The sequence below is a fragment of the Streptomyces lunalinharesii genome (genome assembly GCF_039532155.1).
In the GTDB taxonomy this organism is placed as follows: Bacteria; Actinomycetota; Actinomycetes; order Streptomycetales; family Streptomycetaceae; genus Streptomyces; species Streptomyces lunalinharesii.
In genome coordinates this window covers 42,769-55,487 of the sequence record NZ_BAAARK010000014.1, presented here as the reverse complement: position 1 = coordinate 55,487, position 12,719 = coordinate 42,769, and the positions used below count along the sequence as shown (strand labels likewise).

At 75.2% G+C, this 12,719-nt stretch carries 11 protein-coding genes; 6 read left to right on the top strand and 5 right to left on the bottom strand.

Annotated elements, in window-relative coordinates; translation table 11 throughout:
• Positions 1–102 precede the first annotated feature (102 nt).
• Positions 103–1,167, top strand: a complete 1,065-nt coding sequence (locus ABD385_RS21660; protein WP_344578643.1) for a sodium:calcium antiporter — start codon at positions 103–105, stop codon at positions 1,165–1,167.
• Positions 1,168–1,179: 12 nt separating this feature from the next.
• On the opposite strand, the gene ABD385_RS21655 is transcribed toward ABD385_RS21660, so the two are convergent.
• Positions 1,180–2,280, bottom strand: coding sequence for a cation diffusion facilitator family transporter (locus tag ABD385_RS21655; protein WP_425585450.1), 1,101 nt, complete (start codon positions 2,278–2,280; stop codon positions 1,180–1,182).
• A gap of 64 nt (positions 2,281–2,344) precedes the next feature.
• Between ABD385_RS21655 and ABD385_RS21650 the strand changes: the two genes are divergently transcribed.
• A complete protein-coding gene (locus ABD385_RS21650) occupies positions 2,345–2,701 on the top strand; it encodes an ArsR/SmtB family transcription factor (protein ID WP_344578639.1) in 357 nt (118 codons plus the stop codon).
• 97 nt (positions 2,702–2,798) lie between these two features.
• Here the strand turns inward: ABD385_RS21650 and ABD385_RS21645 are convergent, their stop codons facing one another.
• Entirely contained in the window at positions 2,799–3,668 is an 870-nt protein-coding gene (locus tag ABD385_RS21645; RefSeq protein WP_344578631.1) for a MerR family transcriptional regulator, read from the bottom strand.
• 333 nt (positions 3,669–4,001) lie between these two features.
• On the opposite strand from ABD385_RS21645, the gene rsgA reads away from it, so the two are divergent.
• Entirely contained in the window at positions 4,002–5,132 is a 1,131-nt protein-coding gene (gene rsgA / locus ABD385_RS21640) for a ribosome small subunit-dependent GTPase A (RefSeq protein WP_344578627.1), read from the top strand.
• Positions 5,133–5,309: 177 nt separating this feature from the next.
• Here rsgA and ABD385_RS21635 read toward each other — a convergent pair whose 3' ends face one another.
• Positions 5,310–5,792: a DUF456 domain-containing protein gene (locus ABD385_RS21635; RefSeq protein ID WP_344578622.1), complete on the bottom strand. Its 483-nt coding sequence runs from the start codon at positions 5,790–5,792 to the stop codon at positions 5,310–5,312.
• Between the two features lie 195 nt (positions 5,793–5,987).
• Here ABD385_RS21635 and ABD385_RS21630 point away from each other — a divergent pair, with 195 nt between their 5' ends.
• The 3 genes from ABD385_RS21630 (at position 5,988) to ABD385_RS21620 (ending at position 10,455) form a co-directional block, all read left to right on the top strand.
• Positions 5,988–7,745, top strand: coding sequence for a hypothetical protein (locus ABD385_RS21630; RefSeq protein ID WP_344578619.1), 1,758 nt, complete (start codon positions 5,988–5,990; stop codon positions 7,743–7,745).
• 146 nt (positions 7,746–7,891) lie between these two features.
• A complete protein-coding gene (locus ABD385_RS21625; protein ID WP_344578618.1) occupies positions 7,892–9,634 on the top strand; it encodes a pyruvate dehydrogenase in 1,743 nt (580 codons plus the stop codon).
• Between the two features lie 449 nt (positions 9,635–10,083).
• On the top strand, positions 10,084–10,455 hold the full coding sequence (locus ABD385_RS21620) for an ATP-binding protein (protein WP_344578616.1): 372 nt from the start codon (positions 10,084–10,086) through the stop codon (positions 10,453–10,455).
• A gap of 40 nt (positions 10,456–10,495) precedes the next feature.
• Here the strand turns inward: ABD385_RS21620 and ABD385_RS21615 are convergent, their stop codons facing one another.
• Together ABD385_RS21615 and ABD385_RS21610 are read right to left on the bottom strand one after the other, a co-directional pair.
• Positions 10,496–11,599, bottom strand: a complete 1,104-nt coding sequence (locus ABD385_RS21615) for a DUF2637 domain-containing protein (protein WP_344578613.1) — start codon at positions 11,597–11,599, stop codon at positions 10,496–10,498.
• 229 nt (positions 11,600–11,828) lie between these two features.
• Positions 11,829–12,680, bottom strand: a complete 852-nt coding sequence (locus ABD385_RS21610) for a (2Fe-2S)-binding protein (RefSeq protein ID WP_344578612.1) — start codon at positions 12,678–12,680, stop codon at positions 11,829–11,831.
• Positions 12,681–12,719: the final 39 nt, after the last annotated feature.

Below are 12,719 nucleotides of genomic sequence, written 5' to 3'. Positions count from 1 at the left end.
CATGTCGACGACTTCGAACGCGTCGGCGGGGTCGAAGTCGTGCCGCCGCTCCCACGCCGGTCGTCGTCGAGGCCCGCCGGAGCGGAAAGGCTGACGATCAGCGTGCTGCATTTCGTGCTGCTCATCGCGTGCGCGGTGGCGATCTACCTCTCCTGCGAGTGGTTCGTCAACGCCGTGGAATGGCTGGGGGAACGGCTCAACGTGGGCCGGATGGCCGTGGGCACCATCCTGGCCGCCTTCGGCACCGCCCTGCCCGAGTCCGTGGTGACCCTGGTCGCGGTGACCACCGGCGCCACCCCCGAGGCCAAGGACATCGGCGTCGGCGCCGCGATGGGCGGCCCGCTGGCGCTGGCCACCGTCGCCTACGGCGTGACCGGCACCATGCTGCTGCTCCGGCGGCGCAAGCTCCGCGCCGCCGCAGAGACGGGTGCGCCCGCCGCCAAGCCGGACCGGCCGGCCACCGCGGGGCGGCCGGAGCAGGCGCTGGGCTCGGAGCGGGAACTGCGCCGGCTGGCCAAGGACCAGAGCTGGTTCCTGCCGGTGTTCGTCGTCAAGGTCGCGCTCGGCCTGGTCGCCTTCGCCTTCAAGCCGGTGCTCGGCCTCGCGTTCTTCGCGGTGTACGCGGTGTACTTCTGGCGCGAGATCCGCGGCGACCACGAGGAGGACGCGGACGGCGTCGCGTTGGAGCCGCTGAAGTTCCAGCCCAAGGCGGCGTCCCCGGCGACCTGGGCCGTGGTCGCCCAGACCCTGGCGACCCTCGCGGTGATCTTCTTCGCCTCGCAGCTCTTCGTCCATCAGCTGGACGCCATCGGCCCGATGCTCGGACTCTCCGCGTCGGTCACCGCGCTGCTGCTCTCGCCGATCGCCACCGAACTTCCCGAGATCATGAACGCCGTGATCTGGGTGCGCCAGGGCAAGACCAAGCTGGCGCTGGCCAACATCTCCGGCGCCATGATGATCCAGGCCACCGTCCCCAGCGGCCTCGGCCTGCTCTTCACCCGCTGGGAGTTCGACACCGCCCTGCTGTGGTCCGGCCTGATCACCATCGCGGCGATCGGCTACCTCCTGCTGACCATGCGCGCGCACCGCCTCACCCCCGGCCGGCTGGCCGCGGCGGCCGGGTTCTACGTGGTGTTCGGACTGGGACTGATCCCGATCCTGCGGTGAGCGGCCGGCCGCTCAGCCGGCCGGGGCGTGGTGGGCCAACGCCGCGTGCGGGTCCGGCCCGCCGGCCTCCGGGGTGTGGTCCAGGTGGACGGTGGCCGCGGTCAGCCGCGGTACGCCGTGGATCAGCGCGTGTTCGGCCGCCACCGCGATCCGGTGCCCCCGGGCCACGGTGAGCTGCGGGTCGAGGACGATGTCCGCCTCGGCCCGCAGCGCGTGGCCGATCCAGCGCATCCGCACCCGCCCCACGCCGCGGACGCCGGGCACGCCCCGCAGCGCCGCCTCGCCCGCCGCCACCAGCGCCGGGTCCACCGAGTCCATCAGCCGCCGGAACACCTCCCGCGCCGCGTCCTTGAGCACCAGCAGGATCGCGACGGTGATCAGCAGGCCGACGACCGGGTCCGCGGCCCGCCAGCCCAGCGCCGAACCGCCCGCGCCCAGCAGCACCGCCAACGACGTGAAGCCGTCGGTGCGCGCGTGCAGCCCGTCCGCGACCAGCGCGGCCGAGCCGATCCGGCGGCCGGTGCGGATGCGGTAGCGGGCCACCCACTCGTTGCCGAGGAAGCCGACCAGGGCGGCGGCCGCGACCGCCCACAGGTGAGACACGTCCCGCGGGTGCAGCAGCCGGTCGACGGCCGCGTAGAGCGCGGGCACTGCGGACGCCGCGATGGTGAGCACGATGACCACCCCGGCCAGGTCCTCGGCCCGGCCGTAGCCGTAGGTGTAGCGGCGGGTGGCGGCCCGCCGGCCGAGGAGGAAGGCGATGCCGAGGGGGACCGCGGTGAGCGCGTCGGCGGCGTTGTGCAGCGCGTCGCCGAGCAGCGCCACCGAGCCGGACAGGGCGAAGACGCCGGCCTGGACCACGGTGGTCAGCCCGAGGACCGCGAGCGAGAGCCACAGCGTGCGCAGGCCCTCCCGGGAGCCCTCCAACGCCGCGTCGACCTTGTCCCGGGCCTCGTGGCTGTGGGGGGTGACGGCGTGCGCCAGTCGGTGCCGCAGCCGGGCGGCGCGGGAGCGGCCGGCGGGCCCGGTGTGCCGGTGCGCCGCGTGGTCGTGGTGGTGGCCGTCGCCGTGGGAGTGGGGCTCGGAAACCGGCAGCTGCGCGTTCACGGGCATCGCACCTTCCCGACGTCCGGGGCGCGGCTTGTGCCGGGCGCCCTCGTCCCCCCATTATGTGCGTATGAGCGCACGCATGCACCTATCAGCTGCGCACGGTGCGCAGGAGCCCGACGACGGCAGGCGGCTGGCCGTCGCCGTGGAGATCCTCGGACTCCTCGCCGACCGCACCCGACTGACCCTGCTGCGGCGGCTCGGCGCGGGCGAGGCCGACGTCACCACCCTCACCGAGGCATGCGGCGCCTCCCGCACCTCCGTCAGCCAACACCTCGCCCGCCTCCGGCTGGCCGGGCTCGTCACCACCCGCAAGGACGGCCGCCGGGCCGTCTACGCGCTGCGCCACGGCCACCTGCGCCGCCTGGTCGACGAGGCCCTCAACGCCGCCGACCACCAGATCCGCCACCTGCCGCCGCACGACTGAGCCCGGGCCCCGGCCTGGTGGGTCGTCCCGAACTCCGTTCTTCCTACGGTGAGTTCGCGCTGCCGGAGCCGTTCCCGCGGCACCCCGGCGGGCTCCCTCACTCCCAGGTCGCGGAGTCCGGATCGACGCCGTGCGCCTCGGCGTTCGCGAAGATCACGTCGCGCAGCCACCGGGTGAGGTCCGGCGCCAGGGCGTCGAAGTACTCCGCGTAGCCGGGGTCGTCGACGAACATCCGCCCGAGGCAGGCGTGCATCGCGTGGGTGCAGTCGAAGTACCGCGAGAGCAGGGCGCGGTGCCGCTCGGCGAGGGCGTTCGCCGCGTCGGAGCCCGGGGCCACGCCGGCGCGCAGCGCGGCCGCGAGGTCGGCGTTGAGCGCCTCGGTCGAGGCCGCGACCTCCTGCCAGTCCGCCGGCGTCATCCGCGCGGCCCGCTCCGCGTACTGGCCCCACTGCGCGGTGTCGCCCCAGCGCTGCTCGGCCTCGTCCACCCAGGTCGGCTGCCAGTCGGCACCGAAGATCTCGACCTGCTCCTCCGGGGTCAGCCGCATGCCGGACCTCGACGCCGCCAGCATCTGGTCGACCGCACCGACCATCTTCTCCAGCCGGGCGATGCGCGCCACGAGCTGGGACCGCTGCCGGCGCAGGTGCTCACGCGCGTCGGCGTCCGGATCGTCGAGGAGGCGGCCGATCCGGGCCAGTGGGAACCCGAGCTCCTTGTAGACCAGGATCCGGTGGATCCGGGCGACGTCGTCACCGGAGTACACCCGGTACCCGGCCCAGGTGCGGCCGCTCGGGCGCGCCAGGCCGATCGCGTCCCAGTGGTGCAGCGTCTTCACGCTGACCCCGACGAGCGCGGCCGTGCGCCCGACGGTGAGCCCGTCGGGGCCGGCCCGGTCGGCGCCCTCCCAGATGATGGTCGGTTCCTCCTCGGGGGCATCGGGGGAACCACCAGGGGATTCACTCGTCATCGCTCCAGTGTTGCGCACGGGGGGCCGCGGCGCGCAGCACCGCAGGGCCGGCGTCGCGGCGGCCGAAGGGGCACCTCCCGGTGGGAAAAACCATTGGCGCCCCCGCCCGGGCCCGTTCTACCGTGGGCGCGTTCGGACGGCGGCCCAGGGCTGCCGTCGCTCAGCCGTCGAAGGTTCGGGAGGTGGGTACTGATGACTGTCGCCACGAGGGGCGTTGCCCGCATGCAGAAGACCATCGTTTCCCTTTCCGCGGTCTCCGGCTGACTCGACCTTTTCGTTTTCCCGCGCGTTGCGCGCACGGCCGGGACCGCTCCTTCTCGAAGGGCCTTCCCGTTGTTCGACCTCGACTTCCCCGCTGCCCGTCCACTGACCGCCTATGGCTGGGACGAAGGCTTCGCGGAGAGTTTCCTCCCCCATGCCGGGCAGGGGTGCCTGCCCGGCCGCGTGGTCCGCGTCGACCGCGGCCGCGTGGACGCCGTCGTGCCGGACGGCACCGGCGTCCGCACCGTCCTGTTGGACACCGCCCTGGTGGCGACCAGCGATCCGACGCGGGTGCCGTGCACCGGCGACTGGGCCGTCGTCGACCTGCACAACGGTCGCGTCGGCGACCATCTCGACGGCGTGCTGCGGGCGTTGCTGCCGCGCCGCACGGCGATCCTGCGTTCGGCCTCGACCAAGCGTTCCGAGGGGCAGGTCCTGGCCGCGAACGTCGAGTACGCGGTCGTCGCGGTCTCGCTGGCCGAGGCGCTGGACCTGGACCGCGTCGAGCGGTTCGTCTCCCTGGTGTGGGAGAGCGGGGCGCAGCCCCTGGTGGCGCTCACCAAGGCGGACCTGGTGGCGGACCCGGCCGCGCTGGGTCACCTCGTCGCGGACGCCTCGGACGCCGCCCCCGGCGTGCAGGTGCTGGCGGTCAGCGCGGCGACCGGCGCCGGCGTCGCGGAGCTGACCGCGACGCTCTCGGGGGCCACCGCCGTCCTCCTGGGCCGGTCCGGCGCCGGCAAGTCCACCCTGGCCAACGCGCTTTACGGGGCGGACGTGCAGGACGTGCGGGCGGTCCGCGACCAGGACGGCAAGGGGCGGCACACCACCACCACCCGTGACCTGCTGGTGCTGCCCGGCGGCGGCGTCCTCATCGACACACCGGGGCTGCGCGGCGTCGGCATGTGGGACGCGGCGGACGGGCTGGCCCGGACGTTCTCCGACGTGGAGCAGCTGGCCCAGCAGTGCCGGTTCCACGACTGCGCCCACCAGGCGGAGCCGGACTGCGCGGTCCAAGACGCCGTGGAACACGGCGAGTTGGCGGTCCGTCGACTGGAGAGCTACCGCAAGCTGCAGCGGGAGAACCAGCGGATCGTGGCCAAGACCGACGTCCGACTGCGCGCCGAGATCCGACGCGACTGGAAGCGCAAGCAGGCACTGGGCCGCCACATGATGGAACGGAAGCGGGGACCGGGCGCGGGCTAGGAGCGCGGCGCCCGCCGCGCCGGGGCCGCGGGAGGCGCTTGGCGGCACCGCCCTGGTGGCAGGGTGTCGGTCCGCGCCCGCGGCTCCGTTCCCGGTACGCCGCGGCGTCCTGTAGCACCGTTACAGGACGCCGTCGCGTGCGCTTCCGGGGCGCGGTGGCCGCGGGCGTTGCGGCCCTCACCGCGCGACCACCGCCCCCATCCAGGCGCCCACCACCACCAGGCAGGCGAACAGTTCCACCAACACGCTCAGGCCGATGGCGCGCAGGACCGTGCGGGTCGAGGCCCAGGCGTCGCCGTGGCCGCCGAGGCGGACCCGTTCGAGGACGTAGAGGCCGCCGAGCGCACCCAGCGGGCACCCGATGACGGGGACCAGGAAGAACCCCGCGACACCGGCCAGACCGGCGAGGAGCAGCGTGCGGTAGGGCGCGCCCGCTTCGCGCAGGTCGCGGGCCGGCAGCAGCCACTTGAGCACCTGGTTGAGGAGGAGCACGGCGGTGCCGGCCGTGAACACCGCCCAGGCGAGGGAGGACCGTTCCGCCGTCGCCCACCACAGCAGTCCGGCCCAGACCACCAGCGGCCCCGGGAGGCCGGGGACCAGCACCCCGAGCACCCCGAGCAGCAGGACGAGGCCGACGCCGGTCAGCTGCCAGGCGTTCATGCGCCCGCCCCGGCGGCCCCGGCGGCGCCGGCGCGCGGGCGTGCCGCGGACGGCGCAGGCACGACGCCGGTTCGCACGCTGGGCTCTCTCCCGGCCGGCATGGCCCAAGCCTGCCGGAACCGGCCGGCCCGCGCTTCCTGGAATGCCCTTTTCGCGCCCTGTTTCGACGGCCCGCGCCACGGGACAATGCGGCCCATGAGGCAGCAGGGGCCGGGCCGTGGCAGGGAGGACGACTGGTGGTGGCGGGAGCTGTACGGCGACGCCCCCGAGGCGGGCGGTGAGCACGCCGGGGGCCCGCCGTCCGCCGTCTCCGACACCCTCGACGAGCGGATCGAGTCGGCGTTGCGGACGGTGGGCCGGCGCCGGGCATCGGGCCCGCCGGGCGCCGCGGGCACACCGCAGCCCGGCCCGGACCGGCGGCGCTCGCCCGCCGCACCGCAGGTGCCGGACCAGCGCGTCGGGTGGGAGGCGCCGGAGCCGCCCGCCGGGCCGGGGGCGAAGGATGCGCGCGGCGGAGCGGACCGGACGGCGGGGCCCGCCGGGCCGGGACGACCGGACCCGGCCGCCGCCACCGCGGCCGGAGAGCCGAGCGCCGGGGAGCCGAGCGCCGCGGGACGGGCCGTACCCGGGGCGTCGCCGGCCGGGGGCTTCGACCCGAACGGGTTCGAACCCCGGCCGTGGGAGCCGAGCGGGTGGGAGCCGCGGCCCTGGGAACTCCCGGGCAGCACGGCGACGCCCCCGGGCGGCCCGGCACAACCGCCCCCGCCCCCGCTCGCGTGGCGCGCCACGTGGCCGGACGTCGAGGCGCCGGCCGACGAGGCGCCGGACGGCGGGATGCCGGCCGTCGACCCGGCCGACGGCGCGACGCCGGACGCCGGGCTGACGGCCACCGAGCCGCGATACGCGACGAACAGCGCTGCCGAGAGCAGGGACCTGCGGGACGGGGCCGCGGAGCCCGCCGCCCCGCCGTCTGCCGCCCCGCCGTCTTCCGCCGCGCCGCCTGCCGTCTTGCCCTCCATCGCTCCCTCCTCCCCACCGGCCGGCGCGCCCGCGCTCCCGGCCAACTCGCCCTCGCCCGGGGCCGACTCGCGGGCGGCCCCCGACACCTGCCCGCCGACCGCCCCGGACGCCCTCGACGACTGGGTGCCCGACACCGTTCTGGACGGCGTCGGGTTCGGCTCCGTCGCGGTCCGTGCGGTGTCGCAGCGCGGCGACGCCGCCCGCGAGCGGGGTGACGTGCGCGGCGAGGCGTTCGGCACCGCCCGGTTCGGGACGGGCCGGGACGCACTGCTCCTGGTGGCCGTCGCCAGCGGCCCGAGCACGACGGGGGCGGCCGCGCACCGGGCCGCCCGCGACGCCTGCGCGTGGGCTTCCGGCGCCGTCGGCGGCTGCTCCACCCAACTGGCGCAGGACCTGCGTGCGGGTCGGCGCGACGCGCTCAAGGCGGGGCTCCAGCGCCTCACCGACCGCGGGTACGGCAGGCTGCGCGCTCGCGCCGCGGACCCGGCGGCGGCGTCCGGCGGGCACCCGGCCGCGCTGCGCTGCCTGTTGTTGTCCGCCGACCCGGACTGCCGGACCCGGGTGTTCTTCGGCGTCGGTGCCGGCGGACTCTTCCGACTGCGCGCCGGCGGCTGGGAGGACCTGGAACCCACCGCCACCGCACCGACGGACCCACGGCCCGCCCCGTCCGCGCCGCAGCCGCCCGGTGGCGCGGCACCCCGCCCCGCGCCGTTCCGGTTCCGCGTCGTGACGGGTCGACCGGGGGACGTGTTGCTGTTGTGCGGCCCGGGGCTGGCGGGACCGCTGAGCGGTGACCCGGACTTCGCCGCCCGGCTCGCCGCGGCCTGGTCCGTTCCCGGACCGCCGGACCTGGCCGACTTCCTCACCGCCGTCCAACCCCGCGGCGCGGGCGACGCAGAGGACCGCACGGCCGCCGCGTTGTGGGAGCCGTAGTGGCCGGCGCCACAACCGCGCCCGCCCGGCTCGCCCGCCCCGCCGCGGCCCATACCGCCGCGGCACCCGGTTCTCCCGGAGGCGCCCCGCGCCCCTGCATGGGTTGATGGGAACCGTTCGCCCCGCCGATCGAGGAGGCTCCTGCCGTGGCCAAGCAGACCGTAGCCGAGCAGTTCATCGACATCCTGGTGCGGGCCGGGGTCCGGCGGCTCTACGGGGTCGTCGGGGACAGCCTGAACCCGGTGGTGGACGCCATCCGCCGCAACCGCGCCATCGACTGGATCCAGGTCCGGCACGAGGAGACCGCCGCCTTCGCCGCGGGCGCGGAGGCGCAGCTCACCGGCAAGCTCGCGGCGTGCGCCGGATCCTGCGGGCCCGGGAACCTCCACCTGATCAACGGGCTCTACGACGCGCACCGCTCCATGGCCCCGGTGCTCGCGCTGGCCTCGCACATCCCGTCCAGCGAGATCGGCACCGGCTACTTCCAGGAGACGCACCCGGACCGGCTGTTCTCCGAGTGCAGCCACTACAGCGAACTGATCTCCAACCCCCGCCAGATGCCGCGGGTGGTGCAGACCGCGATCCAGCACGCCGTGGGGCAGGGCGGCGTCGCGGTCGTCTCGCTGCCCGGGGACGTCGCCGCCGAACCCGCGCCCGAACGCGCCGTCGAGCACGCCCTGGTCACCTCCCGGCCGTCGGTGCGGCCCGGGGACGACGAGATCGACGCGCTGGCCCGGATGGTCGACGAGGCCCACAAGGTCACGCTGTTCTGCGGCAGCGGGACGGCGGGCGCGCACGCCGAGGTGATGGAGTTCGCCGAGCGGGTGAAGGCGCCCGTGGGCCACGCGCTGCGCGGCAAGGAGTGGATCCAGTACGACAACCCGTACGACGTCGGCATGAGCGGGTTGCTGGGCTACGGCGCGGCCTACGAGGCGACCCACGAGTGCGACCTGCTGATCCTGCTCGGCACGGACTTCCCCTACAGCGCGTTCCTCCCCGACGACGTGCGGATCGTCCAGGTCGACGTGCGGCCCGAGCACCTGGGCCGCCGCACCACACTGGAGCTCGCCGTGTGGGGCGATGTCCGGGAGACGCTGCGGTGCCTGCTCCCCAAAGTGCGGGAGAAGGGCAACCGCACGTTCCTGGACCGGATGCTGAAGAAGCACGCGGACGCGCTGGAGGGGGTGGTCAAGGCGTACACCCGCAAGGTGGAGAAGCACCTGCCGATCCACCCGGAGTACGTGGCCTCGGTGCTCGACGAGGAGGCCGCCGCCGATGCGGTCTTCACCGTCGACACCGGGATGTGCAACGTCTGGGCGGCCCGGTACCTCACGCCCAACGGCAGCCGGCGGGTGATCGGTTCGTTCAGCCACGGCTCGATGGCCAACGCGCTGCCGCAGGCGATCGGCGCGCAGCTCATGGACCGCGGCCGGCAGGTCGTCTCCATGTCGGGGGACGGCGGCTTCTCGATGCTGATGGGCGACTTCCTGACGCTGGTCCAGTACGACCTGCCGGTGAAGGTGGTGCTCTTCAACAACTCCTCTTTGGGAATGGTGGAGTTGGAGATGATGGTGTCGGGCCTGCCGGCGTACGGCACCACCAACCGCAACCCCGACTTCGCGGCGATCGCGCGGGCGGCCGGGGCGTACGGCGTGCGGGTGGAGAAGCCCAAGCAGGTGCGCGGCGCGCTGCGCGACGCGTTCCGGCACGAGGGACCGGCGCTGGTCGACGTCGTCACCGACCCCAACGCGCTGTCCATCCCGCCGAAGATCAGCGCCGAGATGGTCTCGGGCTTCGCGCTCTCCGCCGGGAAGATCGTGCTGGACGGCGGGGTGGGCCGGATGGTGCAGATGGCGCGGTCCAACCTGCGGAACGTCCCGCGGGTGTGAGCACCCGCGGCCGGGAGCGCCGTGGCGCACGGGGACTTCCGCCCGTCCCCGCCGCGCGGCTGCCGGACACCCGTACCGCGCCCGGCACTTCGGGGCGCCGCACCGGCAGCCGGCCGACCGGTGCGCGGACCGGCCCGCTCCGGCCGGTCGCGGAACGCCTTCCCGCCCCGCCAGGTGAGGGTGTGGTCCGTGCGGGCGCCGCAGACCGCCAGGCCCGGTCCGTGCGCCCGGCGTGCGCCGGCGGGGGCCAAGCGGAAGCATGGTGGCGGGCCCGATGGGAATGCTGACCGTGAGGCTGTTCGAGGCAGAGCGCTGGTGGTTCGTTGGGGGCGGGGGAGAGCATGCGTCAGCCTGTGCGACGCGAGGACCGGAACAGACGGCGACGAGCGGACGGGGGGAGCGGGGGCGCGGCGGTCGCGGAGCGGCCGTCCCGCACGCTCGAGCGGAAGGTGCGGCAGGCCGATCTGCAGGCCGTCGGCGAAGTGCGCAGGGAGCTGCGGGAGTTACTGTGCCGCTGGGTGCCGCCCGACGGCGAGGCCCCGGCGGACCCCGAGGTGGCGACGCTGCTGACCAGCGAATTGGTCACCAACGCCCTGCTGCACACCGAGGGCGGGGCGGTGGTCACGGCGTGGGTCACCGACCGGCTGCGGGTGGAGGTGCGGGACTGTGCCGAGCGTCGCCCCGAGCCGCGGGAGCCGTCGGCCGACGGGACGTCGGGACGGGGGCTGATGCTGGTCCGGGCCCTGGCGGACGCGTGGGGCATCCGGTCCGAGGGGGTCGGCAAGTGCGTGTGGTTCGAGTTGGGCGGCGGACCGGCCTGACGCGGAGCCGGCGGGGTGGGTCGGCGCGGTCCGCCACCGCTCAGCCGAACTGCCTTTCGATCTCGGCGAGTTTCTCCTCCAGGGAGTCCAGCCGCGGGATCGTCTGGGCCTCGTCCTCGACGGTGAGGTCCGCGGCACCGCGCCGACCGGGCGCGGAGCCGTCCGGCTCGGCGCCCGACACGGCCTTGAGGGCCGGCCGCGGCCGCTTGACCGGCTCGCCGTGGTGGGGCGGCGCCGCATCGGCGGGCCCGGCGGCATCCGGACCGGCCGACGGGGCCTCCTCCGTGGCGGGCGCCGCGGGCACGGCCGGCGCGCCCACCGGGGCGGCGACCTGACGCGCCCCGCCCCTGCCCCATGACCGGTGCTGCCGGTTGAGGGCCTTGATGCGGGCCCGTTCGAACTTGCCCTGCTCCCGCCTGCGGAGCCGGTTCAGCGCCTTCTCCCGCTTGTCCTCGCGGACCTCCTCGACCGCCTCGTCCAGGGTGCGGACGCCCTCCAGCAGCATCAGCGACCAGGCCGCGAAGGTCTCGCGGGGCGCCCGCAGCCAGCGCACGATGCGGATCTGCGGCAGCGGCCGGGGCACCAGGCCCTGCTCGCGCAGCGCCGCCCGGCGGGTCTGCTTCAGCGCCCGGTCGAAGAGGACCGCGGCGGACAGCGACATGCCGGCGAAGAACTGCGGTGCGCCGGCGTGGTCCAGGCCGCGCGGGGCGTGCACCCAGTTGAACCACGCGGCGGCGCCGGCGAACGTCCACACCAGCAACCGCGAGCCGAGCGCCGCATCACCGTGGCTGGCCTCGCGCACCGCCAGGACGGAGCAGAACATCGCCGCACCGTCGAGCCCGAACGGGACCAGGTACTCCCAGCCGCCGGTCAACCCGAGGTTCTGCACGCCGAAGCCGACCAGGCCGTGGAAGGACAGTGCCGCGGCGACCGCGGCGCAGCAGAACAGCAGCACGTAGGAGGCGGAGGCGAAGACGGTCTCCTTGCGGCGGCGGCGCTCCTCGCTGCGTTCCCAGGAGTCGTCGGCGCCGGCCCGTCGGTCCGCGCGGCGCCCGCGCAGCACGAGGACGGCGGTGATCAGGACCCCGGCGAGCAGCAGAAGAGCTGGAATCAGCCAATTCGGCGATATGTCGGTCATTCTCATTCCGGGACCCCTTGCTCAGGTTGCTCAGATTGCTCAGGTTGCGGCGCTTCCGCGGATTCGCGAAGCGCGCGCCATCCTGGCGGAACCGGACCCGGCCGCACGGGATTTCGGAGCAAGAGAACGCCAAGGGGTGCCGGAGTGGTCAGTTGAGCGACCAGGGGATCGAACTCCCGTGCCCGGTGGGGGAGTTCCGTGCGAAGTGCGGCCACTCCTGCGGGTGGTTGATGGGTCAGGAGGTTGCGGTGAGGCGACTGATGCGCTCCGCGTCGCAGGTGCGCGGGCAGGTGACGCAGGTGTCCTCGGGGCGCAGCGTGTAGTACATGCAGCAGCTGGCGCGGTCCCGGGTGGACAGCGCCGCGCCGTCCGGCCCGGTCAGCTCGCGGAAGCCCGCGCCGGCCGCGTACGGGGCGGTGGACCCCGGCAGCAGGCGCGCCAGCTCGCGGACGGCCCGGCGCTCCTCGCCCAGCAGCTGTCCGACGTACCAGAGCCCCTCGACGATCTCGTCGGAGGCCATGCCCCACAGGGCCCGCGGGCCCCGCCGCACCCGGGTGCGGAAGCCGTCCAGCACCGGCCCCAGGTGGGCGGCGACCGCGGCGCGGAGCTCGGTGCGCAGCGCTTCCTCGTCCGGCACCACCCGGGCGCCGGGCAGGGCCGCCGCCGGGTCGTCCGGGAGGCATCCGAACGTGCCCGCCCGTACGGCCATCCGGCCCAGCTCGCGGTGGAAGCGGACGTCGCCCGCGGACAGGTGCGGCACCCGGCGGTGCAGGAACCACGGGACGGTGATCAGCAGGCAGGCCGGCCAGGCATAGCGGTGCAGCGCGAAGCTCGCGACCACGTCGGGGCGGGCGGAGCGGCCGTAGTCCCGGGTGATCCGCGCCGCCTCGTCGGCGAGGAAGACGTCCAGCGCGGGCCCGGCTGCGGCCAGTGCGGCCGCGTCCAGCCATCCGTCGCCCTCGGACGGCGTCGGGTGCCCGAGCGTCACCCGCAGGTCCGGGAACACCTCGGCGAGCCGGGCGTAGGCGTCCGCCACGGGGTGGGTGGCGGACGGGGCGGCGGGCGCGGCAGCAACGGCAGGGGGCATGCGGGGGACCACCGAATCGCGATCGTTGGCAGGTAAGGC